The organism is Pantoea sp. X-Soil-YNGN-844 (genome assembly GCF_059730595.1).
Genome location: NZ_AP036007.1, coordinates 3,827,326 through 3,851,934, shown reverse-complemented (window position 1 = coordinate 3,851,934; position 24,609 = coordinate 3,827,326). Strand labels below are relative to the sequence as shown.

Here is a 24,609-nt window from a genome sequence, read left to right as displayed (position 1 = left end):
GCATAGAACTCTGTCCACTTTCAGGAGAGCCACTATGCTCGATCCCTCTTTCTTCAGTTACGTCACCGTGATGTCCATTACGCCAGGCCCGAACAATCTGTTGCTGGCGACCTCCGGGGTCAATTTTGGCATGCGGCGCACCCTGCCGATGGTGTTTGGCATTCTGGTAGGCTGTGCGCTACAGACGGTGATTGCCGGGATGGCGCTGGAAGTGTTGCTGCACTGGATGGCGGCGATTCGCCTGCCGCTGACGCTGGCAGGCTGTACCTATCTGATGTGGTTATCCTGGAAAATTTTTCGCGCCGGTGCACCGGAAGCGCGAACCCGACCACAGCCGATGACGCTGGTGGGCGGTGCCTGCTTCCAGGCGATCAACCCCAAAGCCTGGCTGATGGCCACCAACGTCGCGCTGCTCTACACCGGCAGCAGCGGCGTGCTGACGGTGATGATCGGCTTTATGCTGCTCAATCTGCCCTGCATCCTGATCTGGGCTGCGCTGGGCGATCGCCTGCGCAGCCATCTGCAGATTGCCTGGAAGCGTCAGCTGTTTAACAGCCTGATGGCGCTGTCATTGGTGGCGACCACCGTCTGGATGCTGACCGACGCGCTGCTGGCCGCTTAATCCGGCGCACCGGGTGCGGTAGCCGACGGCCATTTCCAGTTCTGCACCTCCGGCAAATCTTCGCCATGTTCACGGACATAGCGGTGATGTTCCGCCAGACGCTGCTGTAAATCCTCCAGCAGCTCGGGATGGGCGTCGGCCAGGCCAGGCACCCGAAGAATCACCTCCTGCGCCAGATGATAGCGGTCAAGTTCGTTCAGCACCGTCATATCAAATGGCGTGGTGGTGGTTCCTTCTTCATTGAAGCCGCGCACATGGAAGTTGCGATGATTGGTACGCGCATAGGTCAGCCGATGTATCAGCGCCGGATAGCCGTGGAAGGCAAAAATCACCGGTTTATCCTGGGTAAACAGGGCGTCGAATTCCGCATCAGACTTGCCATGCGGATGCTTATCCTGCGGCTGCAGCGCCAGTAAATCGACCACGTTCACCACCCGGATGCGCAGTTCGGGCAGCATCTCGCGCAGCAGATCCACCGCCGCCATTGTCTCCATGGTCGGCACATCACCGGCACAGGCCATCACCACATCCGGCTGTTCATTCTCCGGCGTCGTGCCTGCCCAGCGCCATTCGCCCATCCCCGCTTCGCAATGCACCACGGCGCTTGCCATATCCAGCCACTGCGGCGCTGGCTGTTTGCCCGCGACAATCACATTGATCCGGTTCCAGGTGCGCAGGCAGTGATCGCCAACCCACAGCAGCGTATTGGCATCGGGCGGCAGATAGATACGCACGATATCCGCTTTCTTGTTGGCGACGTGATCCATAAAGCCCGGATCCTGATGGCTGTAGCCGTTGTGGTCCTGTCGCCAGACGTGGGAAGAGAGCAGGTAGTTAAGCGATGAAATCGGCTTACGCCAGCCCAGCTTACGCGACACTTTCAGCCACTTGGCATGCTGGTTAAACATCGAATCAACAATGTGGATAAAGGCTTCATAGCAGTTGAACAGCCCGTGACGACCGGTCAGCAGATAACCTTCCAGCCAGCCCTGACACTGATGCTCACTGAGGATTTCCATCACCCGGCCATCCCGCGCCAGCTGTTCATCGTACGGCTCGGTTCGTTCCAGCCAGGTGCGGCTGGTCACGTCGAACACTGGCGTCAGGCGGTTAGAGGCGGTTTCATCCGGGCCAAACAGGCGGAAATTATCGCGGTTGCGCTGGAACAGCACGCTGAGATAACGGCCCAGATGCTCCGTGGCCTGCGCCATCTCTGTGCCTGGCTCGCTGACATCGCAGGCAAATTCCGCCAGCGCAGGCGTATCCAGCTCGCGGCGCAGCAGGCCGCCATTGGCATAAGGTGAAGCGCCCATGCGTTTATCGCCTTCCGGTGCCAGCGCCTGCAGTTCCGGTTTTAAGCGACCCTGTTCATCAAACAGGTCATCGGGCTGGTAGCTGCGCATCCACGTCTCAAGGATCTGGCGATGACCGTCATCTTCACGGCAGGCGGCGACCGGTACCTGATGCGCCCGCCAGAAATCTTCCACCTTCTTACCGTCGACCGTTTTGGGGCCGGTCCAGCCTTTGGGGCTGCGCAGGATGATCATCGGCCAGCGCGGCACATCGGTGCTGGCGTTGCCGCTGCGGGCTTCATGCTGATAAGTGGCGATTTTAGTGAAGGCGCTATCCAGCGCCTCCGCCATCAGCGGATGCATTTTTTCCGGCTCATGTCCGCTGACAAATATTGGCTCATAGCCGTAGCCGCTGAACAGTTGGTGGAGATCGTCGTCGCTGCTGCGACCCAGCAGCGTAGGGTTGGCAATCTTGTAACCGTTAAGATGCAGAATCGGCAGCACCGCGCCGTCACGTTCAGGATTGAGGAATTTGATGCCGTGCCAGCTGGAGGCCAGCGGGCCGGTCTCGGCTTCACCGTCGCCAATCACGCACGGCACCACCAGATCGGGATTATCGAAAGCGGCACCAAAGGCATGGGAGAGAGAATAGCCCAGCTCACCGCCTTCATTAATCGAGCCGGGGGTTTCCGGTGCTGCGTGGCTGGGAATGCCGCCCGGAAACGAGAACTGCTTAAACAGGCGCTGCATGCCCGCTGCATCCTGGGAGATGTGCGGATAAATTTCGCTGTAGCTGCCCTCCAGCCAGGTATTCGCCACCATGCCGGGGCCGCCGTGTCCTGGCCCGCAGATGTAGATCATATTCAGGTTCTGTTTGCGTATAACACGGTTGAGATGGGCATAGATAAAATTCAGCCCTGGCGTGGTGCCCCAGTGGCCCAGCAGACGCGGTTTGATGTGCTCCGGTTTGAGCGGTTCGCGTAACAGTGGGTTATCCATCAGGTAAATCTGTCCGACGGAGAGGTAATTTGCCGCCCGCCAGTAGCGGTCGAGCAGAGTAAATTCCGGTGACGCAGGGGAGTAAGACATGCGGGTTCCTCCTGATCGTTCAGCTAAAAGATGCCTTAACCCTAATAGAGAATCCGCAGTACGACCAGGCAACCAGCCAATAAAAAAGGCCCCGCAGTGCGGAGCCTCTTTATCAATGGCGCTGAATTACTTGCCGACGACGAATGCGGTTTCCCGTCCTTCATCGTTGGCCGCCATCGGGGTGACCGGTGAGTAATCGAGATGCAGAATGCGGCTGGTTTCAGCTAACACTTTCTCTGTCAGCGCCACGTCACCGTTCAGTTTGCGACCCCAGGAAGGGATCACCGCACGGATTTTGTTCTGCCATTCTGGCGAAGCCATCTGCTCAGGGCAGATTTTGTGCAGCAGCTCCAGCATGATCGGTGCCGCCGTAGAGGCACCTGGCGAGGCACCCAGCAGCGCTGAAATCGTGCCATCCTGTGAGGCAACCACTTCGGTGCCCAGACGCAATACCGCGCCTTCTTTCTCATCTTTCTTGATGATCTGCACACGCTGACCGGCAGTGACTAAACGCCAGTCCTCCTGCTTCGCCTGCGGCACATAGGCGCGCAGGGCGTCCATCCGGTCGCGATCGCTTTGCAGCACCTGATCCATCAGGTATTTCACCAGGTCAAAACTTTTTAGCCCCACTTTCACCATCGGCAGCATATTGCTGCTGTTCAGCGAGGTGAACATATCCATCAGCGAACCCTGCTTCAGGAACTTGGTTGAGAAGGTGGCGAACGGGCCAAACAGCAATACTTGCTTGCCATCCAGCACGCGGGTGTCGACGTGCGGCACAGACATCGGCGGTGCGCCGACGCTGGCTTTACCGTAGACCTTCGCCATGTGCTGCGCGACGACCTGCGGATTTTCAGTGACCAGGAACGAACCGCCCACCGGGAAACCGGCGTAGCCGTTGGCTTCCGGGATACCGGCTTTCTGCAACAGCGGTAACGCCGCGCCGCCCGCACCAATAAAGATTTTGCCTGCCGTCAGTGTGCGACGCGTGCCGCTGTTCAGACACTGCAGGGTGACCTGCCAGCGACCATCGGCGAGCTGCTTCAGCTCACGCACTTCCTGGCGCAGACGCAGCTGGAAATTCGCTTTCTTCTCTAATGCGGCGATCAGCTGACGGGTGATTTCACCGAAGTTCACATCGGTGCCCATCTCTGTCCAGGTCGCGGCCACTTTCTGGCTGCGGTCACGGCCATTCATTACCAGCGGGATCCAGCGGGCAATCTGCTGCGGATCTTCAGAGTAAGCCATGCCACGGAACAGGGTGCTCTTCTGCAGCGCACTGAAGCGCTTGCGCAGGAATTCGACATTGTCGTCGCCCCAGACAAAGCTCATGTGTGGCGTGCTGTGAATAAAGCTTTCAGGGTTGCGCAGGTTGCCTTTCTGGACCTGATAAGCCCAGAACTGGCGGGAAATCTGGAACGATTCGTTAATCGTTACCGCTTTGGAGATGTCGATGCTGCCATCCGCCTGCTGAGGCGTATAGTTCAGCTCCGCCAGCGCCGCATGACCGGTGCCCGCGTTATTCCAGCCGTTGGACGACTCTTCGGCCACGCTATCGAGCCGCTCCACCATTTCGATGGACCAGTCCGGCTCTAAGTCCTGCAGCCATGCACCGAGGGTAGCGCTCATCACACCTGCGCCAATCAGCAGCACGTCAACGTCTTTGCGCTCCTGCGCGGTAGTAGTGGTGTCCTTTGCCATGGCACTCATCGCGAGCGCAAGGTTTACAGCTGAATTGCACATGAGGCGACATCTCCTCTTCTGTTGACCTGAAGCCCAACAGTTTCGCAGGCGAAATAGTCACGCTTCTTTCGAGCGCGTTGCGCTATTTCTCAAAGGTTAAGTCTCAGGTATAGGGTTAAAGCGGTGATAACGCGTTAACTGCACGTTATGCTTTGTCATCCGAATATAACATTCTCGCATCTGAATTAAACATTTGTTTATTTTTTAAATGCAGAAATGATTCAGCATAAGAATTAATCATCACGGGCAGTGGCGTATTAGCGGTTTTTTAGAGTGAAGTCAGTAGGTTAACTGAAAATGGTTGTTGCGTAAAAGCCCTATGCTGGTGCAACGCAGAAATGGGTGCAAACGGTGCGGAATTATTTAATTAGCTGAAATTTAGCGATTTATTATGCAATAAGGAATAACAGGAATCAGGTGAAGAAAGCCTGAATAGCTGCTCGTGTAAAAATAATGTTACATTTTTGTGAGTCCGAAAATGCGTGCACGCCAGTGCACGCATCGGATTCACTTATGACTGATTCGCACTGGCAGGCAGCTTTTTCAGACTTATCGCCATGCGGTTATAGGTGTTCATCAGGCCAATGGCGATGTTCAGATCGACAATCTCTTTCTCGCTAAACTGCGCTTTTAATGTGTCATAGCAGGCATCCGGCGCGCCCTGCTGAGCAATCAGCGTCAGGCATTCAGCCCAGTGCAGGGCTGCTTTCTCTTTATCGCTGAACAGCGTGCCAGATTCTTGCCAGACCTGAGTCAATACGATCTTATCCCAGCCCATGCCCGATTTATTCAGCGCTTTAGTATGTAAATCAATGCAGTAAGCGCAGCCGTTAATCTGCGATATGCGCAGGAACAGCAGTTCCAGTAAAGTGAGCGGCAGATCGGTTTGCGCCAGATAACTGTACACGCCGCCCAGTGCTTTCATGCCTGCTGGTGCCGCACTGTGAAAATCGATACGTTCGCTCATCTTATTGCCTCATTCAGGGTTAATGAGGCGATTTTCGGCCTTTCAATGGAGCAGATAAAGTGCCAAAAAATGAGAGTCTGACTGGTCCATCGCCGCTTTCGACGCTGACGCTCCAGCGCGGCACGTCACGTGGCCTCAGCGAACAGCTACGCCAGCTGATTGAGCAGGCGATTGGGGAAGGGCGCTTGCCGCCCGGTGCGCGTCTGCCTTCCTGTCGCGATCTGGCGGCACAGCTCGGCGTGGCGCGCGGCACCGTTCGCGCCAGCTATGACATGCTGGTCGATGGTCAGTTTCTGCAGGCCAGAGGCGCGGCAGGCACCTTCGTCAGCGCACTACCGCCGTTAAAACCGGCTATCGCCAGTGCTGAACGCCAGCTGCTGGCGAGCACAGAAGAGGCTGAAGCGCCTCCGCTGACCTTTCAGATGGGCATTCCGGCCAGTGATGCATTCCCGGTTAAAGTCTGGCTGCGCATTCTGCAGCGTCAGGCGCGCATGCAGGTCAGCAGACCGGCCTGTTATCCCGATCCACGCGGCAGCTTAGCGCTGCGCCAGGCGCTGGTGGCCTATCTGGCAGTGGCGCGTGGCCTGCGCTGTCAGGCGGACCAGATCATTATTACCAGCGGCTATGCGGGTGCGATGGGCCTGATTGGCCTGGCGATGGATTTTCAGGGCAAAACGGCCTGGCTGGAAGATCCCGGATTCTGGGTGGCGCGTCGCGCGGTTGACGCGCTGCGCGTTACGCCGGTTGCCGTGCCGGTGGATGCTGAAGGGTTACAGGTGGAGGCGGGGATGGCCCGCGCGCCGGATGCCGCTTTCGCGCTGGTCACGCCGGGACAGCAGGCGCCGCTTGGCATAACGATGAGCCTGGCGCGCCGCCATGCATTGCTGAGCTGGGCCAGCCGCGAGCAGCGCTGGATTATCGAAGATGACTATCTCGGCGAGCTTCAGCCCGGCAATCGCGCGGCACCGGCACTGGCTGCGCTCGACAGCGAAGGGCGGGTATTGCACATCGGCACCTTCAGCAAGACGCTGACGCCGCAACTGCGGCTTGGTTTTATGGTGGTTCCGCCCGCGCTGACGGCGCGCTTCGGGGAGGTCTGCGCGTTACTTTCGCCTGCGTCCTCAGGGTTGCTGCACAACGCGGTGGCGGAGTTTCTGCGGGAAGGTCACTTTATGCGGCATCTGCGGCGCATGAAGCGCGTCTATCAGGAGCGGCTGGAGCAGATGATCGCGGCGCTCCATCCTTACTTTCCCGACCTGCAACGCGCCGGGCTGGCGGTGATTGTCCGCTTACCCGCCGATACGCCGGATGAGGTGATTGCGCTGCAGGCAGCAGAGTGGGGCATGGCACCGTCGCCGCTGTCGATCTGGTATCAGCAGCCCGATCAGCGTGCTGCGGGCCTGATACTGGGTGCGGCACATCTGCCGCGTGAAGGTTATGCGCGCAGTGCCGAACGGCTAAAAGCGCTGGTCGATGCGCAGGCGGTCAGCCCCTGAACCAGCGACGCCAGACAAAACGGATAACAAAAAACTCCAGTGCGCCCAGCAGCAAAAACCAGACGCAAAACACCACCGTGTAGAGCTGATTCAGGTCCTGCAAATGGAACATCTGCAACAGATGCTGCGCTACCGTCACGCTAAAGGCGGGCGCGGGCAGCAGCAGCGCCGAGAGAAAGCCCAGCAGCAAAATGCCACCCGGCACGATCAACGTTTCAAAAGGGTTATTCATAACCGGTATCCCATATTTATCAGCCCGGCATTTTCCGGCAATCGGCGGCAGGGTTCAATGGTGGCGTGCGCCAAAGCGCCATCCCGCAGCCCGAACCGGCCAGGTCAGCCTGAAGAAAATGCTTTGCCACCATCGACTTAGCGCCATTCATAGCGAATGATAAGAGTTATAGCCTTTGCTATACTTAAATCCCTGATTTTACTGTCTTTTTATCTTCAGGTTTGCGTGGTAGACTGCGCCCACTTTTTCATAACTGAACACTTTGTGTGGTGAATTCAGCGTGAATTGCCGCTTTTTCGCCCCAGGTGAATAAATCATGACCTTTATTGCCACTTTAATTCTTGCGCTGGGTATGTCGATGGACGCGTTTGCTGCTGCGCTGGGCAAAGGTGCCACCTTACATCGTCCTGGTTTTAAAGAAGCGCTGCGTACCGGTCTGATCTTCGGCTCTATTGAAGCCCTGACTCCACTGATTGGCTGGGCGCTTGGCCTGGCCGCCAGCCGTTATATCATGGCGTGGGATCACTGGGTTGCCTTCAGCCTGCTGGCGTTTCTGGGTGGCCGTATGATGATGGAAGGTTTCCGTAAGACGGCCGTCACCGAACCCTGCGAAGCCCCGCAAAGCCACGGCTTTATGGTACTGGCAACCACCGCCGTCGCGACCAGCCTGGATGCGCTGGCTGTCGGTGTCGGTCTGGCTTTCCTGCAGGTGAATATTATTACCACCGCGCTGACTATTGGTGCTGCTACCACGGTAATGGCGACGACAGGCGTACTGGTCGGGCGCTTTATCGGTCCGGTGCTGGGCAAGTGGGCGGAAGTGCTGGGCGGCGTCGTCTTGATCGCCGTTGGCTCCACCATTCTGATGCAACATCTTGGCTACATGGGCTAGGGCTTTTGCCTGAAAAAGCCCCATTTTTGTGATCTGGTTCAAATTTATTTGCTGTTAAAACGCGCAGGGGCTATACTTTTTCAGTATATCTTCAACTAAATTTGAAACAGGTATTCTATGAAACGCATCATTAAACACGTGTTCCGCGCTTACGTTGAGACGTTCAAACACGTACCGCCGGGTGCCATGTACTAAGCACCCCGCAAGAAACCCTCGATAATCGCGGTCAGGGATCGACCTGTGATTATCACCTTTTCTGCTTTTTCTGCTTTTTCTGCCTTTGCTTCTGCTGACTTAAACCCGCGTTTTTGCACTTCGGTTGCATCCTGTTTGTTGCTACTCCTCTCCTTCTGATTTTCCCGTTATGCGTCACTTTGAGCCAGAAAAGACGTTGCTGCAGTGATCTAATCTGCCCGGGAGATTTCCGGATGCCAGACAAAATGACGGCATACCTTAAACAGGAAACACGCACTTTTAATGGGTCACGGGATTGCCTGTGCCGAAACAAAGATTCACGGTTAACCCTGATGATTCTTCCTGAATATTTCAGTAAACCATTCGATAAAGACCCGGACCTTAGGCGGAAGATAGCGTCGGTCAGGGTAGAGTATAGAAACCGGTTTCGTCATAGTCGCATAACCCGATAATACTTCCTTCAGCTGGCCTGTTTCGAGGCAGGGCTTTAATGCCGTATATAATGCGTGAAGCATGCCGAGGCCCGCCACGCCACAGGAAAGAAGGACGTCAGAATTGTTAACTCGTATGCTGCTTCCCGGATGCCGTGAAACAATTTCGCCATTTATGACAAATTTCCATTCCTGGATGTCCCGACTGTGTTCATTAAAAAAATAAATGGCTTTGTGATCTTTAAGGTCATCAGGCGTTAAAGGAGTGCCATATTTATCCAGATAAGAGGGTGCTGCACAGGTGACCATCTGCAGGCTGCCCATTCTGCGCGAAATAAAATTCGAATCAGCAAGCTCACCGAGACGAATAACACAGTCCACACCTTCTGTAATTAAATGGGTCAGGCGATCTGAAGCGGTTAAGACTATTTCAATTTCAGGATATAAAGCCTGAAACTCGCTTAATTGTGGGATCAGGATACTGTGCGCCAGCGCCAGTGGAACATCAATGCGCAGCTGGCCACGAGGTCGCTGATTTGAAGAGTAAGAAGCCATGATATCGCTGGCATCACTCAGCAGCGTTTTAGCCCGCTGATAAATTTCCTCCCCTTCAACGGTCACACTCAGACTGCGCGTGGTGCGGTGCAATAGCTTAACGCCAAGCTTGTCTTCCAGTTGTTGTACGGACTTACTGACCGCAGGGCGATGCAGCTGTAAGGCGTCAGCGGCCCGGGTGAAACTACGGAATTCAACGACGTGAACAAAAATATCCATCAATTCCAGCATGTTCGAGCGCATCATTTAACTCCGCAAAAAATATTTTTGCCGAAATAGTGTATTGCGGATTATATCTCATTCCGATTGTTTCTCCTGCAGTAACACTGAAGTCCTTTTACGTGGCTTTTTACGCCTGCCTGCTTTTTTTATCATCACCCTATTGGATGCATACACATGGGAAATGACAAAATGAAAGCATGGTTACTGAAAGATTTTGGACTTGAAAACTTAAAGCTTGAAGAGGTGGAAACGCCTGTACCCGGTCCGGGTGAACTTCTGGTTAAAGTTGGCGCGGTGTCTCTGAACTTCAGGGATAAGGCAATAGTAGAGGGCTTTTATGAGCCTCATCTGGTTCCAAAGCCACTGATTCCTGTCTCTGATGCCACAGGTACCGTTGTTGCCACGGGGCAGGGTGTGTCCCGTTTTAGCACGGGTGATCGCGTTAACTCGCATCTCTATTCACGCTGGTTAGAGGGTGAACCTGCGGCCGATGAGCCAGCATGGTGTATTGGAATGCCGTTACCCGGCGGGCTGGCTGAATACATGATTATTCATGAGGACAGCGCAGTTAAAGCGCCTGACAGCATGACCGATGAAGAAGCCTCTACACTTCCCATCGCTGCACTTACGGCATGGTACTCGCTAATGGATATCGGCAATCTGCAGCCCGGTCAGACCGTGCTCGTACAGGGAACCGGTGGCGTATCGGTCTTCGCTGCTCAGATAGCGCATGCCTATGGTGCACGTGTCATTGCCACCTCCAGTAACGATGCAAACCTTGAGCGCATTAAATCACTGGGAGCAGATGAAGGGATTAACTATAAAAAATACCCTGAGTGGGAAAGAAAAGTGCTTGAAATGACTGATGGTAAAGGCGCTGACGTAACGATAGATGTCGCCGGGGGCAATGGCATCAATCAGTCAATTGCTGCGACAAAAGTTGCCGGTACGATTGCTCAGGTAGGATTTCTTACCGGCCAGACAGCACAACTTGATTTGATGCCGTTAATTTTCCGTCAGACAAAAATCCGGGGCATTGCGGTTGCACCACGCTCCTCGTTTGATCGGATGAATCCGTTCCTCAATAAACATAATATTAAACCCGTCATTGAACAGGTTTACAGCTTTAATGAGGCGGTTGAAGCCTTCCGGCATCTCTCCCGTGGTGCATTTGGCAAAATCGTCATCAGAATTAGCGACTGATAACGACTTTTCATTCCTCAATTCTGGCAGTTTTTACTGACTGCCAGATACTTTTGGATCCCAATCTCACCGCGTTAAACCCCTTCTCAAAGCGTACTTATATCCTTTCTGCACATCGTCAAAAGGGCCGCTTTCTGTATCACCACGACCGGCAGCGGTGAGTTACTTTTGCGGGTGGATAAGCAGAAAATGCATCAATTTTCGCCCGGCAAAAACGCTCCTGTCTTAAATCGCATCGGCCACAAATTCAATAAATGTCCGTACTTTCGAATTGAGTGCCGAACGTTCGGTGACACAGGCATAGATATTCATCGGCAGGGACTCAATGGTGCTCTCGCCACTGTGACCTGACCAGGACAAAGGCCTTAGCAGACCGCTGTCTATCAGTGGCTGAGCTACAAAGCTTGCCAGACGGGCAATACCGCCGCCGTTTACGGCTATTCTGGCGATGATATCAATATCATCGCTGATAAAACTGGGGTTGAGTTTTGCATTAACAGGCTGTCCGTTGACCATAAACGTCCATGGCAGAAACCGTCTGTCGGTGGGATAGCGGAAAACCAGGCAGGCGTGCTGGCTAAGTTCTCCAGGCGTCTGAGGCGTACCAGCGCGATCAAGGTAAGCGGGAGCCGCACAGAATATAAAGGGTAACGATGCGATTTTTCTGGCGATCAGTTGATCATTCAGCTGTGCTTCGATGCGGATACTGACATCGACGCCTTCCAGGCGATGATCGACGTTGCGATCGGTACTGATCAGTTCAATATCTATATCGGGGAAAGACGCTTTGAAAGCGGGCATAAGGGGAGCCAGAACGTACCGACCAAACGCGGCTGTCGTAGCGATACAAAGTGGGCCCTGCGGTTTGATTTCATTCGCAGCAGCCTGAGAGGCGAGTTCGATATCATGTGGGATGTGACGGACTTTCTCGAAATAGCGTTTACCGTTTTCCGTTAAGATCATGCTGCGGGTGGTGCGCGATAGCAGTCGCACGCCCAGATGCGCTTCAAGACGGGAAAGACTCTGGCTGACTGCTGCCGGACTCATACCTTTAGCGCGTGCCGCCGCTGCAATACTGCCGTTTTCCACCACGCGGATAAAAGTGCTAATCAGCCCTAAAATGTCCATCGTATCCTCAACCGTTAATTCGTCACTTTTACTTAATAATGATTAAAGCATAACCGCTCTACAACCCCCCGCATAAGCTTGTTAAGTTAGCCGCAGTCTTATCTACTTTTGTTAAACAGGATATTCAGATGACTGATGCTGCAACAAAAAAAACCTTACGAACCCGCTTGCCGGTGCGCACGACACCTTACATATTTGCACTTTATATGGCGATCATCATGGCGTTCCTGCTGAGTCTGGTCATCACGTTAGCCGAATTCGGAATGGGGCCTCATTACATGACAAATGTGATGAATGCTTACCGGGTCGCCATGCCAGCGGCTTTCTTTTGCATACTGGTTGTCCGTCCTGTTGTTATCCGGCTCGTAGGATTGACCGTTCACGGTCACTGAGACAGTCAGCATGCCCAAAATGGGCGGACAGGTAGGGTTTAGCCCGCTTCTCGCTCATCGCGGCAGGCTGCTTCTGCACCAGAATGGAGGCGGGTGGCAAACCTCCAGCATTTCAGATGCGGGGTGAGGGCGGGCAGGTCGTCCGGATACTGACCGGTATCAGGATGAAAGATACCGAAAGCCGGGCGTACGATATGCAGCAGGTAAAGCTCACAGATGAAGAGGGCGATGACAGCGCTTCACTGGCCGTGCGGAAATTTTTAGGCAATGTGACCTTACTGGCTCTGTTTATTGTTAAGCATCAACGTTAAATCGGCACCGTCATTATGACGGGGCTGGCCTGCTCCTCTTCGCACACAGCGGAGCCTGAAGCACTTCCTGAGCAGTCAAAATAAAACAGCCATTCAGCCATCTGAGCGTTTAAATGGTTAAAATAAATAAACATATACATTGCTAAATTATTATCGCTATGTCTTAATGCGTCATCGGTTTGGAACACAGACCTTATGAAAGCAGTTTTAGTAAAGTAGTCCTCAGTTCAAGTGTTATCCACAGATATCCTTCTTCGAGAGCCTCCTCCTAAGTGCCCAATAAGTAAATCTCTAACTACAGGCCATCTTCGCCGCTCTTAGTGGCTAATCGATTAAGGAAATATCTATGTCTAACAAAATGACTGGTTTAGTAAAATGGTTTAATTCAGATAAAGGTTTTGGCTTTATCACTCCCGATGATGGCAGCAAAGATGTATTCGTACATTTCTCTGCTATCCAGGGTGATAACTACAAAACGCTTGATGAAGGTCAGAAAGTCTCCTTCACCATTGAAAATGGCGCCAAAGGCCCTGCAGCTGGCAACGTCACAGCGCAGTAAGCCGCGCTCATTATCAGCGACGCTTACAATAGCGATGAAGACATAAGTCTGAGCAGATAAGATCTGCTGATAATAAAAGAAACCCGCCCAGTGCGGGTTTTTTATTGCCTGAAATTCGCATCATCTCTGGTCCGTTGACCTGCTCCGCGTTTATCAGGCTACCCCGATGTTAATCCTCTCTTCATAAACCCTGCTCGTTATGAAATGTTACGTTAAGCCATCGGGCAAAAGCCATAACGCGCTTTTTGAAATCAGCGATGCTCCCCTGAGGCGTATTACTGATTGCCAGCAAGTAATCCATTTCTTTTGCTAACGCTGGATATCGGGCATTGAATGTAAAGCGATACTCCTCGAGTGTTTCAGGCCACTCTTTGTCATGTTCACTGCGAAGAATATTGGTTGCTCTGATTGCCTTTCGTGCAGCAGCACGCTGTAGCTGCAACTTTTTATTTTCGTCAGCAGATAACTGCATTTGAGTTATTAATTTTTCCAGCACCGGCAGGAAGTCACCATTCACTGCTACCGCGATTTCTTTTGAAGGTTTTAATGCCTGGAATCGTTGACTCAGGTCCTCTCCGTAAACGCAGACACAGTGATGTTTGAGCCAGTATCCCCAGCTAAGCAGATTATCCGGATGCACTACCTGTTGTAACAGACCACAATCAAAATCGACTTTACTGACAACAGGATTATTTTTTTCAATTTTACATTGTATTTCAGTAATTTGAACTTTAGCCACTTCGCCGGGGTCAACGCTAAATATGACTGTTATATCCAGATCGGACTTCCCGATTTTTGCCCGGCCTTCAGCCACACTGCCATACAAATAAAGGCTATGTATAAGCTCAGGAAAACTTTGGATTAGCTTTGCCACGACCTGTGCAACAATATTCCGGAACTCTGGCTGCAATTTATTGGTTTCTGGCAGGGCAATAAAGCCGTTGTGATCGATTGCCACCCTGTCTCCCTTTTAATGGCGTCATTCACCGGGTTAATAAGTCCTGGGAATCTGAGATTCTCATGGCGGATTAATTATATCTCTCATGTCTGCTTCTCGCTCACAGCGTACACACATCATTCACTGCCGTCACTGCCGTCACTGCCGTCACTGCCGTCACTGCCTTCCCGCTTACACCAGACAGATCTCACGCCAGAGTTTATCACCCGCAACGCCAGCATCTTCTTAGGCGAAACCCCATACTTTTTCACACCATCACGCGGATAACCCGCCTGCTGCCTGATCCCGACCTACACTGAATTATTCTCCCCAAACCAGGAGCAGCGGATGATCCAGAAGCATCGACGAAAACAGGCAGCGATTGTGGCAGGTGTTGGATTGGGTGTGGCGGCCACGTTATGGGGCATGAAACGCTGGCGGCAGCTTAAGGAGACGCCGCCGGTGTCGCCGAACAGTCATCACGCCGGTCTGGCCGGTTATTATCAGCAGATTGGTGACTGGCGCATGTTTACCCGCGTTACTCCCAATGAGGCTCAGGGACTGCCGGTCGTGTTAATCCACGGTCTGGTGATGTCGGGCCGGGCGATGGAGCCACTGGCGCTGGCGCTGGGGCGCGACTATCACGTGCTGGTGCCGGATCTGCCCGGTTTTGGCGCCAGCACACTGCCCCCTTCTGCGCCGATCATGTCGGTGGATCAGCTGGCGGATGCGCTGTGGCTGTGGTTACAGCATAACGGTTTCCAGCGCGCTATCTGGGTCGGCAATTCGTTTGGCTGCCAGATTCTGGCCGCGCTGGCGGTGAAACATCCACAGGCGGTGGCGGGGCTGGTGTTGCAGGGGCCGACGGTCGATCGTCATGCCCGCAGCCTGCCGCGTCAGCTATGGCGCAGCTGGCGTAATGGCCGCCTGGAAACGCGCCGTCCGCCGGGGCCGCTGGCCCGTATCGATTACGCTAAAGCGGGGCTATGGCGCGCCTTTGGCACGATGCGCGCCATGATGCGCGATCGCATAGAACATCGTCTGACTTACATCACTGCGCCGACGCTGCTGCTGCGTGGCTCGCGCGATCCCATCTGTCGGGCGCGCTGGCTGGATGAGCTTGCTGCCCTGATGCCGCACAGCGAACGCCTGACGCTGCGAGACGGCACCCATACGCTGCACTACGTCTATCCGTGGAGTTTCTGCAACGCCATCCGCCCCTTCCTGGCGCGTATTCAGCAGGAGAATGAGCATGAGTAAACCGCCCAAGGGCATCGCCCGTTTTGACTCTGCCGCCGCCATGCTGCTTGCGCTGGCCAATGCGCTCCACGATCGTCCCTTTGCCAGCCCAAGCCAGTCACCGACGCTCGACCGGTTGCTACCCTCTTTGAACCGTCTGCCGACCGGTCTGCGCGAGTGGGGCTATGCGCTGGGCGGCATGGCAGAAGGCATCAGCCTGCGTCAGGCGGGCGAGCTGGATGTAGAAGGCATCGCAGAATGGATGGTCAGCGAGTACCCGCAGCAGGATTATCCGGCGGCGTTTATTGGCTCGTCGAACGGCGCGTTGGTGCATCTGGCGTCGGCGATGGGCGTGCCCTGGCTGCCGCAGACCTTTCTCTGTCCGGTGCGGGCGACCAACAGCGATCCCGATGATGCGATGGCGAGCTTTGAGCAGGGTAAAGAGATTGCGGCTGCACTGCTGGCCGCCTGGCCGAGGCTGGCGGTGCACCATATGCATGACCCGAATCAGGATCGGCTGATGCTTGACCAGATGCGCTATTTCCGGCTCAAACTGCGCGAACTGCCGCTGGCTTTCAATGAATTCCTGATGGGGAGCCTGCCCGCGGGTTCAACGCTGTTTATCAGCCACTGCACCCGCCAGTGGCCGGTAACACGCACCAGCGATCGCTCGTTCTTTCAGTTTGGCGCGCTCGGTGGCGCAACCGAAAAAGAGTATTTACAGGGTGGCCCGCGGGTAGCGGAATATCTGGCGCGTTACGGCATTGACCGCGAGCGCTGGACGCCGCCTGACATCACCGACCACGTGCCGGAAGCGGAGTGGGGCCTGGATGGTTATCTGATTTCCCCGCTGAAAAAACTGGCGGCGGCGCAGAACTGGAAGCTGATGGAGATTCGTTACGAAGACCCGGAAGCGATGAGTTATGTGGTGGCGGAGATTTATCGCGACTGGTATCTGGCAGCGGGTATTTTACCGACCCGGCTGACGGTGGACAGTTTCCTGCTGATGGATCCCTGGTGTACGCAGCAGCAGCAGGCGATTCCGTTCTGGCTGGTGTTCTGTACCGAACCGTCCGCGGCGGCGCTGCAACGCTTCCTGGAAAAACAGCCGCCGTTCCGCAACATCGACATGATGCTCTTTTCTCACGGTACTGACAGCATCGGGCTGGCGGAGATCGATCGCTGGCGGGCGCTGCTCTCCCATGCGCGTGACGAGGGGGCATTGATTGGGGTGGATGAAGAGCGTTTCCCGCGTGATTTCGCGACGTTTGCCCGCTTCGACTCGGCGCTGCGTGAACGGGCACCGCTATTGCCACCACCCCCTCCTCTGAGTACAGAGAAGGTGATGGCGGGTATTAAACGCTACGGTGCGAAATATGGCGTCACCCTGACGGCGCTGACGTAGCCGCCGTCAGCGGTGATTATTCGCCGTCGGTAATCGGCTGGCGCACCAGCAGCAGGTAGGCGAGTGCGCCAGCCAGCGTCACACAGGCGCAAATCATCAGCGCCAGGCTGAACGATTTGGTGGTGTCGAGCACCCAGCCGGTGATGACGGGCGCGAACGAGGCGAAGATAAAGCTGGCGAAGTTCTGGATGCTGCCGACCGAGGCGGTCATGCGGGCGGTGACGTTGGCGTGGATCAGTCCCCAGCACGAGGTGCCGGCAAAGTGGATGCAGAACAGCGCCATCCCAATCAGCGTCACGGCGCTGGTGGTATCGGTCGCGCGGGTCACTACCGCAGTAAACCCGGCGGACAGCAGCATCCCGCTGACGATGCAGACTTTGCGGGTTTTCACCGCGTTAAAGCCGCGACGCACCAGCGAGTCGACCACATAGCCATTCAGCAGCATGCCCGCCGCACCAAACAGGAATGGAATCGCCGCCAGCAGGCCGGTACTTTTCAGGTCGAGATGATAGGTCGACTGCAGGTAGCCCGGCAGCCAGGCGATGTAGAGCCACGCAGTGTAGTTGATGCCGCTGAAGCCAATCATCATGCCCCACATGGTGCGCTGCTTAAACAGGCCGCGCCACTCTCTGAAGCTGATCGGCTCTTTACGTGACGCCACGCTGCCCGCCTGCAGATAGTGGATCTCTTCAGCGCTCAGGGTGTTGTTATCGCGGTCGCGGTAAATCATATACCAGCCGATCGCGAGGAACATGCCGAGGATACCGATGGTGACAAACATGCCGCGCCAGCCCATCACCAGCATCATCGCCGCCAGAATCGGCGGGGCCACTGATAGCCCAATCATCGACGCCGCATTGAACATCCCCATCGGCATGCCGCGATCTTTAATGTTGAACCAGTCGTTGATGACTTTCACGCCGCACGGGTTCATCGGCGCTTCGCCAATGCCGAGACCGATGCGCACCAGCACGAACTGGGTAAAGTTATGCACCAGACCAGAGGCCGCCTGGAACAGCGACCAGATAAACATGCCGATACCGAGCATAATGCGCGGGCCTTTACGATCCAGCAGCGCACCGCACGGCAGCTGCGCCAGGCCATATGCCAGCGAAAAAGCAGAGAGCAGGAGGCCGATTTCGGTGGCGCTCAGCCCCATCTCCTCGCGGATGGTCATATTCGCCACCGACAGCGAGCTGCGATCCAGATAGTTGATGATGGCGGCGAACAGCAGCAGCAACATTGCCGTGATCTGCACTTTGCGGATGCGCGGTGAACGCACCACGTCGCTGCGCATCGGCACGAAATCCTGGCCTGGTGGCGTGTCGCCGGTCACGCTGTCGCGGCCGGTTACTGAAGTCTTTTCCATTGCACTCTCCCGAAACTGGGTACTTATCGTTATGGTGAGAAGGGGTCTGCGCGCAGCGGCAAAAGGCCGCCGTGACGTTGCAGTCGAGACTAAGAGCAAAGAGTTAAGAATGTTGCAAAGATGTTTCTGAATCGTGCGGGAGCTAATGCTTTGTGGTTTTTAATCGGTTTTTAATTGTACTGACCGATTGAGCGCACCATCGAGGTTTTGGCGGTCGCCAGATGGTTATGCAGGGCGCAGAGCGCGTCGATATCCTGACGGCCAATCAGCGCGGTGAGAATCGCCATATGCTCCTCCAGCGCCACAATGTTGCGCTGCTTGAGATCGCTTTCATCCCACTGATAATGCGAATGAAAAATCACCGAGATAATCTCCAGCGACTGATTGAAAAACGGATTGTTAGCGGCGGATAAAATCAGCGAATGCATCTGGCGGTCCAGCGCGGCAAAGTGGCGATAGTTGCTGGCGATGGTGTCGCGCATCGATCGGTGACGATCCAGTAGATCCCGCGCCTGAACCCAGCGCTCATCGCTGGCGGGCAGATTGAGGAAGCGGCTCAGGGCGTGGGTTTCCAGCATCTCGCGCAGCTCAAACAGCTTCTCGGCGTAATCCTGCGTGAACTTCTTCATCCGCCACTGACCACGTTTCACCGGCTCCAGCAGGTCATAGCGCATAAAGCGCAGCAGAAACTCGCGTACCACTACCGGACTGACCTTCACCTGCTGCGCCAGTTGCAGCTCGCTGAAGGTGTCGCCCGGCACCAGCTGCCGCTGATTAATCATATTAAAAAACATCTGCTCAAAGTGGCTGGCCTGCTGCTCAATCGGCGGCGTTAAGGCGCTAAAGCCGTCATCTTCACGCGGATCGCGCACGATAACGTAAGTCTGATCGACTTTATCCAGCACGCCGCACTGATGCAGATAGTGCAGGGTATGACGCACCGTGGTCCGGCTGATATTGAACATCTCGGCCAGCGCGGCCTGCGGCGGCAGGGGTGAACAGATGTGACGCTGAGCAATACTTTCCAGCATCTGGTTGATCACGTTCTGACGCAAATTCTGGCTGCGGCTCATCTCACTCTCCGGTTTTTTATGCATTAAAAACCATTCAAAGCCCAAAAAAATCGCCGTGCTTCACACTTCCCGCAAGCGAACGCCGCGCGACGAGCAGGATTCGCCATAACTGCCAGCAGGACAACCGGAGAATCACCATGACAACAATGAAAGCACTGGTCATCGCTGAACCACGTAAGATGGTCTGGGCCACCCGCGACACCCCTACGCCTGCCGCGGGCGAGGCACTGATAAAAATCCTGACTGCCGGGATCTGCGGCACTGACATCCACGCCTGGTCCGGCAATCAGCCGTTCTTCAGCTATCCCCGGGTGCTGGGCCATGAAATCTGTGCGGAAGTAGTGGCGCTGGGCAGTGGCGTGGAAGGCTTTCAGCCAGGCCAGCGGGTGGCACTCATGCCCTACATCTCCTGCCTGCGCTGCGACGCCTGCCAGAGCGGAAAAACCAACTGCTGTGAGCGGATCTCGGTGATTGGCGTGCATCAGGATGGCGGTTTCTGCGACTACCTGAGCGTGCCGGTCAGCACCCTGCTGGCGGTGGATGAGGTCGCACCGGAAGCGGCCGCGCTGATTGAGCCGTTTGCCATTAGCGCCCATGCGGTGCGGCGTGCCGGAATTGGGGCGGATGAGCAGGTGCTGGTGGTGGGTGCCGGACCGATTGGGCTGGGTGTCGCCGCCATTGCCGCTGCCAGCGGCGCACAGGTGGTCGTCGCGGATACCAGCGAATTTCGTCGCCAGCATGTCGCTGACCAGCTCGGTCTGGCGGCCCTGAATCCGGCTGATGAAGCGTTCGATAGTGCGTTGCGCGAGCAGTTTGGTGGTCGTCTGGCGCTGAAAGTGATCGACGCCACCGGCAATCCGGCGGCGATGAATAATGCGGTCAACCTGATGCGGCACGGCGGCACCATCGTCTATGTCGGTCTGCACAAAGGCGATCTGGTCATCCCGGACAGTGAATTCCACAAAAAAGAGGCCACGCTGATGGGCAGCCGCAACGCCACCCGCGAAGACTTTGATCGGGTGCGTGCGTTAATGGCCAGCGGCCAGCTGCGCGCCGACATGATGCTGAATCACCATCTGGCTTTCTCCACGCTGGATGAAACCTTTGAGGCGCAGGTCATTAACAATCGCGAACTGATCAAAGGCGTCATTCACTTCGACAGGTAACGTGATTCAGGGCGCGGTGAGGGTCTCAAAGAAGTGCGCCCGCACCGCGTCGGCATCCACGCCGAGCGCGATGCGCTGGGCGGGCAGACCGGCAAACGGATCGGCTCGTGATGCCAGCGCGCTGAGCTTACGCACCGTCTGACCGCAGGCGATGCCCTCGGTAATCACCCGCAGCGGGCTTTCGGTGAGCGCAAAGGCCTGCGGCAGCGTCAGCCACGCCACCGCCAGGGTGTCGTGCAGCGCCATACCGTCGAATCCCTCTTTCTCCAGACTGTAAGCCAGGTAAGGGCGACAGATAGCGCTCAGCACCGGCTGGTTCAGACGCTGCACCTCATCGCCGCTGATCAGCACCTTGTGCGTGACATCCAACGGGATCACTACCACGTTCAGCGCTGACGCGAGCACCTGATCGGCGGCGTGCGGATCTTTCCAGATATTGAATTCGCTGAAAGGCGTCACGTTGCCGCTATGGCCGTCGGTGCCAAACGCGCCGCCCATGATCACCAGCTCTTTCACCAGCGGAATAATATCCGGCGCCTGATTAATGGCTGTGGCGATATTGGTCAGCGGACCAATCGCCACCAGGGTGATCTGATGCGGCTGCGCCCGCACGCTGTCGATAATAAACTGCACCGCGCCCGGTGCCTGATCGCTAAAAGCATTATCAAACGCATCCCCCAGCCCATCTTCCCCGTGCAGCCTGGCGGGCGCAGAGGGGGCCAGCGCCAGCGGCCGTGAACAGCCGCGCCAGACCTCCACGTTAATCGCCATTTTGTCGCAGAATAGCCGGGCATTTTTCACTGCCTGACCCACCGCCACGTTGCCAAAAACAGTGGTAATCCCCAGCAGATGCTGCGTCCGCGCCGCATAAGCCAGCGCAAAGGCGTCATCCACGCCGATATCAGTATCAAAAATCAGGGTACGCATAGGCTCTCCGCAACAGGCTGTAAACCTTCAGCATTACCCCGCCAGCTGGCAGGGCGTCAAGCGATTCAGCCGTATTGCCAGCCTGGAACGGGCGTCGTATTATCACCGGCTCAAGGTGATGGCGTGCCACCTTTCCCAACCGCCGGTGGGCTTAACACCGGCTGATGACGCCTGACACTCAATCCTTTCGCGGGAGCTGAGGTGTCAGGCGCAGTTTATCTCTGCCTCTCCTCCTCAGCCCGGCATTACTCTGTAATCAGGAGCAAGACATGTTTAAACCCTTACTGGCTGTGGTGATCGGCGGTTCTGCCGGCTGCGTACTGCGCTGGCTGTTCGCGATGCGTTTTAATGCACTCTTTCCCAACCTGCCGCCCGGCACGCTGCTGGTGAATCTGATCGGCGGTCTGGTGATCGGCGGGGCGATGGCCTGGTTTGTCCGCCATCCCGACATCGACCCGATCTGGAAACTGTTAATCGTCACCGGACTCTGCGGCGGGCTGACGACTTTCTCCTCTTTCACGGCAGAATTAATGGTGTTGCTACAATCAGGGAAGTATTTCTGGGCGATGGCCAGCGCACTGGTGCATGTAATTGGCTCGCTGCTGATGGCGTTTGCCGGTTTCGCACTGGTCACGCTGCTGGGCTGACCCGGTACGCGCCATACCGCTCAAGAGATACTGATTTCGGGCGTCAGCGCTGTGCATCGGATAATGCGTGGCGCTGACGCTGACCCTCACCGATTATTCCGGACGATTAAGGAGCCGAGCAATGCGAACCCATCCCACCTTCCTTAACCTGGTGTTGTTAAACGGTGAACCCGGCCAGAAGCTCCAGGCGGCGCGTGACGCCGGTTTTGATCAGGTCGAGATCTGGCGCGAGGATGTTGAAGCCTGTGAAGGCGGTGCAGCGGCACTGGCTGAGATCAGCGCACGACAGGGACCTGGCTTTACCAATCTGCAGGTACTGCGTGATTTCACCGGCGCACCCAGTGCGTTGCGATCTCAGAAGCGCGAAGAGCTGCGTCAGTTTATACAGATTGCCCAGGCGCTGGGCTGTGACACCATTCAGGCACCGGCCAGCACCCGTGAGGATTGCTGTGCCGACCAGATTGATGATGACCTGCGCTGGATGGCCTCTGAAGCCGCGCGCTACAACATGCGCATTATGTATGAGCCGATGGCCTGGTGCAGCGTAGATAACACGCTGCCGCTGGCGTGGCAGCGATTGCAGCGGCTCGATCAGCCCAATATCGGGCTGGTGGTCGATCTGTTCCACATCTGCGCGCTGGGTGGTGACGCCTCCCATCTGGACGGCATTCCCGCCGATCGCATCTATGAAGTGCAGCTGTGTGATATGGCCGCCGTTCCCGCGCAGGATAAGCAGAGCCTGATGGCGATGGCGAAGCACCAGCGTCTGCTGCCCGGCGATGGGATTATCGACGTTAAGCGCTTTGTCGATAAGCTCAAAAGCGCGGGCTATCAGGGGCCGGTGGGGATTGAAGTCTTTAATGATGCGCTGAAACGCCTGCCGCCCGACGTGGCTGCCCGCCATGCCTGGCAGGCGTTAACGCGCTGCTGGGGTTAATCCTGTAAGCACTGCCCGATAAACGCGGCGGCGTGCATGGCACCCTGAGCGGAAATGGTGTGGCCGGTGGCGGGTTCAAAGCGCGCGTCAACCGGCACCGCCGCGGCTCGCAGCCGGGCCGCCGCAGATTCGCTCTCCTGCCACGGGATGACTTCATCGGCCTGACCGTGGATCAGCAGTGCGGGCACATGAGCCTGCGGCGTTAATTCACCGTCGACCGCCAGACGACCGGAAAAGGCGACCACGCCCGCCAGCGGATAACGGCCAGACGCCAGCGCATCCAGCGCCATGATCGACCCCTGAGAGAAGCCCACCAGCACCACATCCTGCCAGCGGTCGGCAAAGCCGTGCTGCATGACAATTTCATTGAGGGTGGCATCAAACGCGGCCCGTGCCGCCCGAACCCGACCTGGCCGGTTTTCTGGTGTTACGTCTGTCAGGCTGAACCACTGCCAGCCAAAACCGGCGGGAAAACGTTCAGGTGCATTGGGCGCGGCAAAAACCACATCCGGCAACAGCGTCGCCCAGTGACGGCCAATCGGTGCCAGATCGTCGCCGTTACTGCCCACGCCATGCAGAAAAATCACCAGTGCTTTTGCCATCATTGCTCCTTTTATAAACCGTATTCACTCAGATCAGGACCCGCCGGAACGATGCCGTTCGGGTTCAGCGCCTTGATCGAGTAGTAACCCTGTTTGATATGATCAATGTTGACCGTTTCACGTACGCCAGAGACTGACAACATGCTCTTAAGATAGCGGTTCAGCAACGTATAGTCGCGGATCCGGCGCAGGTTGCATTTGAACAGGCCATGATAGGCGACGTCAAAGCGAATCAGGGTCACAAACAGCCGGATGTCGGTTTCCGTCAGCCGTTCACCCAGCAGGAAGGTACGACCATCGCTGAGCAGCGCCTCCAGTTCATCGAGCTGGCTGAAAACGTCATTAAACGCCTGATGATAGCTGACGGAGGTGGTGGCGAAGCCCGCGCGATAAACACCGTTATTCAGACGCGGATAGAGGCTCTCATTCAGCGCATCAATCTCCGCACGCAGCGCGGCAGGGTAAAGATCGATGCGGTTATCGGCCAGATCGCCAAAGCCGCTGTTAAACATCCGCACAATGTCCGCAGACTCGTTGCTGACGATGGTGGCAGTTTTCCTGTCCCACAGCACCGGCACAGTGGCCCGCCCGGTGTAGTCGGGCGCGACGCGGGTGTAAATTTCATGCAGGTATTGCGCGTTATTCAGCGGGTCCGGCTGCGCGCCGGGAAAGTTGCCGAAGCGCCAGCCCTGAGCGCCAAGCTGCGGCTCGACCACCGTCACGCCGATCAGCGATTCCAGCCCCTTGAGCTTACGGGCGATCAGCGCACGTGACGCCCACGGACAAATCAGGGCCACATAGAGGTGGTAGCGATCGGGCTCGGCGGCGAATGCCGTGGAGCCATCGCTGCTGATAAAATCCCGGAAGCCGGACGTCTGACGGACGAAGCCGCCCTGTTTATCGGTAGCCTGCACCGGATGCCAGTCACTACTCCATTTGCCTTCTACTAACATCGCGCGACTCCTCTCTGTTTTGAGA

25 protein-coding genes and 1 riboswitch are annotated in these 24,609 nt (G+C 56.1%); of the genes, 13 read left to right on the top strand and 12 right to left on the bottom strand.

Annotated features, from left to right (window positions below; all coding sequences use genetic code 11):
- Positions 1–34: 34 nt before the first annotated feature.
- Positions 35–622, top strand: coding sequence for a LysE family translocator (locus AC6I8C_RS17950; RefSeq protein ID WP_013359430.1), 588 nt, complete (start codon positions 35–37; stop codon positions 620–622).
- On the opposite strand, the gene AC6I8C_RS17945 is transcribed toward AC6I8C_RS17950, so the two are convergent.
- The 3 genes from AC6I8C_RS17945 to AC6I8C_RS17935 form a co-directional block, all read right to left on the bottom strand.
- On the bottom strand, positions 619–3,003 hold the full coding sequence (locus AC6I8C_RS17945) for a phosphoketolase family protein (protein WP_497823206.1): 2,385 nt from the start codon (positions 3,001–3,003) through the stop codon (positions 619–621). The two genes, AC6I8C_RS17950 and AC6I8C_RS17945, sit on opposite strands and share 4 nt — an antisense overlap.
- A gap of 126 nt (positions 3,004–3,129) precedes the next feature.
- Positions 3,130–4,746, bottom strand: a complete 1,617-nt coding sequence (mqo, locus tag AC6I8C_RS17940) for a malate dehydrogenase (quinone) (RefSeq protein WP_497823205.1) — start codon at positions 4,744–4,746, stop codon at positions 3,130–3,132.
- A gap of 511 nt (positions 4,747–5,257) precedes the next feature.
- Positions 5,258–5,713 carry a carboxymuconolactone decarboxylase family protein gene (locus AC6I8C_RS17935; RefSeq protein ID WP_110331044.1) on the bottom strand — a complete coding sequence of 152 codons (456 nt, stop codon included), beginning with the start codon at positions 5,711–5,713 and terminating at the stop codon, positions 5,258–5,260.
- A gap of 59 nt (positions 5,714–5,772) precedes the next feature.
- Between AC6I8C_RS17935 and pdxR the strand changes: the two genes are divergently transcribed.
- Positions 5,773–7,209, top strand: coding sequence for a MocR-like pyridoxine biosynthesis transcription factor PdxR (gene pdxR / locus AC6I8C_RS17930; protein ID WP_497823204.1), 1,437 nt, complete (start codon positions 5,773–5,775; stop codon positions 7,207–7,209).
- Here pdxR and AC6I8C_RS17925 read toward each other — a convergent pair.
- Entirely contained in the window at positions 7,199–7,441 is a 243-nt protein-coding gene (locus AC6I8C_RS17925) for a DUF1158 domain-containing protein (RefSeq protein WP_010253517.1), read from the bottom strand. The two genes, pdxR and AC6I8C_RS17925, sit on opposite strands and share 11 nt — an antisense overlap.
- Before the next feature lie 316 nt (positions 7,442–7,757).
- On the opposite strand from AC6I8C_RS17925, the gene mntP reads away from it, so the two are divergent.
- Together mntP and azuC are read left to right on the top strand one after the other, a co-directional pair.
- Positions 7,758–8,333 (top strand): manganese efflux pump MntP, encoded by a 576-nt coding sequence (mntP, locus tag AC6I8C_RS17920; protein ID WP_497823203.1) that lies wholly within the window; start codon positions 7,758–7,760, stop codon positions 8,331–8,333.
- A 117-nt stretch (positions 8,334–8,450) separates the two neighbouring features.
- Complete coding sequence (gene azuC / locus AC6I8C_RS17915; protein ID WP_123809971.1) at positions 8,451–8,528, top strand: stress response protein AzuC; 78 nt, start codon at positions 8,451–8,453, stop codon at positions 8,526–8,528.
- Positions 8,529–8,851: 323 nt separating this feature from the next.
- On the opposite strand, the gene AC6I8C_RS17910 is transcribed toward azuC, so the two are convergent.
- Positions 8,852–9,757, bottom strand: a complete 906-nt coding sequence (locus AC6I8C_RS17910) for a LysR family transcriptional regulator (protein ID WP_497823364.1) — start codon at positions 9,755–9,757, stop codon at positions 8,852–8,854.
- Between the two features lie 168 nt (positions 9,758–9,925).
- Here AC6I8C_RS17910 and AC6I8C_RS17905 point away from each other — a divergent pair, with 168 nt between their 5' ends.
- Positions 9,926–10,939, top strand: a complete 1,014-nt coding sequence (locus tag AC6I8C_RS17905; RefSeq protein WP_022623962.1) for a zinc-dependent alcohol dehydrogenase family protein — start codon at positions 9,926–9,928, stop codon at positions 10,937–10,939.
- A 225-nt stretch (positions 10,940–11,164) separates the two neighbouring features.
- Here the strand turns inward: AC6I8C_RS17905 and AC6I8C_RS17900 are convergent, their stop codons facing one another.
- The gene (locus tag AC6I8C_RS17900) at positions 11,165–12,067 is read right to left on the bottom strand and encodes a LysR family transcriptional regulator (RefSeq protein WP_497823202.1); all 903 of its coding nucleotides are present in this window, start codon (positions 12,065–12,067) and stop codon (positions 11,165–11,167) included.
- Between the two features lie 128 nt (positions 12,068–12,195).
- On the opposite strand from AC6I8C_RS17900, the gene AC6I8C_RS17895 reads away from it, so the two are divergent.
- The 3 genes from AC6I8C_RS17895 to cspE all read left to right on the top strand — a co-directional run bounded on the left by AC6I8C_RS17895 (position 12,196) and on the right by cspE (position 13,329).
- Positions 12,196–12,459 carry a DUF2798 domain-containing protein gene (locus AC6I8C_RS17895; protein ID WP_497823201.1) on the top strand — a complete coding sequence of 88 codons (264 nt, stop codon included), beginning with the start codon at positions 12,196–12,198 and terminating at the stop codon, positions 12,457–12,459.
- 164 nt (positions 12,460–12,623) lie between these two features.
- On the top strand, positions 12,624–12,770 hold the full coding sequence (locus AC6I8C_RS17890; RefSeq protein WP_497823200.1) for a hypothetical protein: 147 nt from the start codon (positions 12,624–12,626) through the stop codon (positions 12,768–12,770).
- Between the two features lie 346 nt (positions 12,771–13,116).
- The gene (gene cspE, locus AC6I8C_RS17885; protein WP_010671477.1) at positions 13,117–13,329 is read left to right on the top strand and encodes a transcription antiterminator/RNA stability regulator CspE; all 213 of its coding nucleotides are present in this window, start codon (positions 13,117–13,119) and stop codon (positions 13,327–13,329) included.
- 181 nt (positions 13,330–13,510) lie between these two features.
- Here the strand turns inward: cspE and AC6I8C_RS17880 are convergent, their stop codons facing one another.
- Positions 13,511–14,287 (bottom strand): nucleotidyltransferase domain-containing protein, encoded by a 777-nt coding sequence (locus AC6I8C_RS17880; protein ID WP_497823199.1) that lies wholly within the window; start codon positions 14,285–14,287, stop codon positions 13,511–13,513.
- Positions 14,288–14,614: 327 nt separating this feature from the next.
- Between AC6I8C_RS17880 and AC6I8C_RS17875 the strand changes: the two genes are divergently transcribed.
- Entirely contained in the window at positions 14,615–15,526 is a 912-nt protein-coding gene (locus tag AC6I8C_RS17875) for an alpha/beta fold hydrolase (RefSeq protein ID WP_497823198.1), read from the top strand.
- Positions 15,519–16,910 (top strand): hypothetical protein, encoded by a 1,392-nt coding sequence (locus AC6I8C_RS17870; RefSeq protein ID WP_497823197.1) that lies wholly within the window; start codon positions 15,519–15,521, stop codon positions 16,908–16,910. The genes AC6I8C_RS17875 and AC6I8C_RS17870 overlap by 8 nt, the downstream gene beginning before the upstream one ends.
- A 16-nt stretch (positions 16,911–16,926) precedes the next feature.
- Here the strand turns inward: AC6I8C_RS17870 and AC6I8C_RS17865 are convergent, their stop codons facing one another.
- A complete protein-coding gene (locus tag AC6I8C_RS17865) occupies positions 16,927–18,279 on the bottom strand; it encodes an MFS transporter (RefSeq protein WP_497823196.1) in 1,353 nt (450 codons plus the stop codon).
- Between the two features lie 170 nt (positions 18,280–18,449).
- Entirely contained in the window at positions 18,450–19,352 is a 903-nt protein-coding gene (locus AC6I8C_RS17860) for a GntR family transcriptional regulator (protein WP_033784254.1), read from the bottom strand.
- 137 nt (positions 19,353–19,489) lie between these two features.
- Here AC6I8C_RS17860 and AC6I8C_RS17855 point away from each other — a divergent pair, with 137 nt between their 5' ends.
- A complete protein-coding gene (locus AC6I8C_RS17855; RefSeq protein ID WP_497823195.1) occupies positions 19,490–20,518 on the top strand; it encodes a zinc-binding alcohol dehydrogenase family protein in 1,029 nt (342 codons plus the stop codon).
- Between the two features lie 6 nt (positions 20,519–20,524).
- On the opposite strand, the gene AC6I8C_RS17850 is transcribed toward AC6I8C_RS17855, so the two are convergent.
- Positions 20,525–21,445 carry a nucleoside hydrolase gene (locus AC6I8C_RS17850; protein ID WP_497823194.1) on the bottom strand — a complete coding sequence of 307 codons (921 nt, stop codon included), beginning with the start codon at positions 21,443–21,445 and terminating at the stop codon, positions 20,525–20,527.
- Between the two features lie 105 nt (positions 21,446–21,550).
- Positions 21,551–21,626, top strand: a riboswitch (Fluoride riboswitch).
- A gap of 88 nt (positions 21,627–21,714) precedes the next feature.
- Between AC6I8C_RS17850 and crcB the strand changes: the two genes are divergently transcribed.
- Both crcB and AC6I8C_RS17840 read left to right on the top strand, forming a co-directional pair.
- On the top strand, positions 21,715–22,092 hold the full coding sequence (gene crcB, locus AC6I8C_RS17845; protein ID WP_013359414.1) for a fluoride efflux transporter CrcB: 378 nt from the start codon (positions 21,715–21,717) through the stop codon (positions 22,090–22,092).
- A gap of 121 nt (positions 22,093–22,213) precedes the next feature.
- Positions 22,214–23,029, top strand: a complete 816-nt coding sequence (locus AC6I8C_RS17840) for a sugar phosphate isomerase/epimerase family protein (RefSeq protein WP_497823193.1) — start codon at positions 22,214–22,216, stop codon at positions 23,027–23,029.
- Here the strand turns inward: AC6I8C_RS17840 and AC6I8C_RS17835 are convergent.
- Positions 23,026–23,631 (bottom strand): alpha/beta hydrolase, encoded by a 606-nt coding sequence (locus tag AC6I8C_RS17835; RefSeq protein WP_497823363.1) that lies wholly within the window; start codon positions 23,629–23,631, stop codon positions 23,026–23,028. The two genes, AC6I8C_RS17840 and AC6I8C_RS17835, sit on opposite strands and share 4 nt — an antisense overlap.
- An 11-nt stretch (positions 23,632–23,642) precedes the next feature.
- Positions 23,643–24,584 carry a glutathione S-transferase family protein gene (locus tag AC6I8C_RS17830; protein ID WP_497823192.1) on the bottom strand — a complete coding sequence of 314 codons (942 nt, stop codon included), beginning with the start codon at positions 24,582–24,584 and terminating at the stop codon, positions 23,643–23,645.
- Between the last annotated feature and the right edge of the window lie 25 nt (positions 24,585–24,609).

Coding starts and splice junctions, on each gene's coding strand:
- AC6I8C_RS17905 (WP_022623962.1), top strand. CDS start 9,926: ATGAAAGCATGGTTACTGAAAGATTTTGGACTTGAAAACTTAAAGCTT.
- AC6I8C_RS17830 (WP_497823192.1), bottom strand. CDS start 24,584: ATGTTAGTAGAAGGCAAATGGAGTAGTGACTGGCATCCGGTGCAGGCT.
- AC6I8C_RS17850 (WP_497823194.1), bottom strand. CDS start 21,445: ATGCGTACCCTGATTTTTGATACTGATATCGGCGTGGATGACGCCTTT.
- cspE (WP_010671477.1), top strand. CDS start 13,117: ATGTCTAACAAAATGACTGGTTTAGTAAAATGGTTTAATTCAGATAAA.
- AC6I8C_RS17875 (WP_497823198.1), top strand. CDS start 14,615: ATGATCCAGAAGCATCGACGAAAACAGGCAGCGATTGTGGCAGGTGTT.
- AC6I8C_RS17865 (WP_497823196.1), bottom strand. CDS start 18,279: ATGGAAAAGACTTCAGTAACCGGCCGCGACAGCGTGACCGGCGACACG.
- AC6I8C_RS17945 (WP_497823206.1), bottom strand. CDS start 3,003: ATGTCTTACTCCCCTGCGTCACCGGAATTTACTCTGCTCGACCGCTAC.
- AC6I8C_RS17855 (WP_497823195.1), top strand. CDS start 19,490: ATGACAACAATGAAAGCACTGGTCATCGCTGAACCACGTAAGATGGTC.
- mqo (WP_497823205.1), bottom strand. CDS start 4,746: ATGTGCAATTCAGCTGTAAACCTTGCGCTCGCGATGAGTGCCATGGCA.
- AC6I8C_RS17950 (WP_013359430.1), top strand. CDS start 35: ATGCTCGATCCCTCTTTCTTCAGTTACGTCACCGTGATGTCCATTACG.
- mntP (WP_497823203.1), top strand. CDS start 7,758: ATGACCTTTATTGCCACTTTAATTCTTGCGCTGGGTATGTCGATGGAC.
- AC6I8C_RS17925 (WP_010253517.1), bottom strand. CDS start 7,441: ATGAATAACCCTTTTGAAACGTTGATCGTGCCGGGTGGCATTTTGCTG.
- AC6I8C_RS17840 (WP_497823193.1), top strand. CDS start 22,214: ATGCGAACCCATCCCACCTTCCTTAACCTGGTGTTGTTAAACGGTGAA.
- AC6I8C_RS17860 (WP_033784254.1), bottom strand. CDS start 19,352: ATGAGCCGCAGCCAGAATTTGCGTCAGAACGTGATCAACCAGATGCTG.
- azuC (WP_123809971.1), top strand. CDS start 8,451: ATGAAACGCATCATTAAACACGTGTTCCGCGCTTACGTTGAGACGTTC.
- crcB (WP_013359414.1), top strand. CDS start 21,715: ATGTTTAAACCCTTACTGGCTGTGGTGATCGGCGGTTCTGCCGGCTGC.
- AC6I8C_RS17890 (WP_497823200.1), top strand. CDS start 12,624: ATGAAAGATACCGAAAGCCGGGCGTACGATATGCAGCAGGTAAAGCTC.
- AC6I8C_RS17935 (WP_110331044.1), bottom strand. CDS start 5,713: ATGAGCGAACGTATCGATTTTCACAGTGCGGCACCAGCAGGCATGAAA.
- AC6I8C_RS17895 (WP_497823201.1), top strand. CDS start 12,196: ATGACTGATGCTGCAACAAAAAAAACCTTACGAACCCGCTTGCCGGTG.
- AC6I8C_RS17835 (WP_497823363.1), bottom strand. CDS start 23,631: ATGGCAAAAGCACTGGTGATTTTTCTGCATGGCGTGGGCAGTAACGGC.
- AC6I8C_RS17870 (WP_497823197.1), top strand. CDS start 15,519: ATGAGTAAACCGCCCAAGGGCATCGCCCGTTTTGACTCTGCCGCCGCC.
- AC6I8C_RS17900 (WP_497823202.1), bottom strand. CDS start 12,067: ATGGACATTTTAGGGCTGATTAGCACTTTTATCCGCGTGGTGGAAAAC.
- AC6I8C_RS17910 (WP_497823364.1), bottom strand. CDS start 9,757: ATGCGCTCGAACATGCTGGAATTGATGGATATTTTTGTTCACGTCGTT.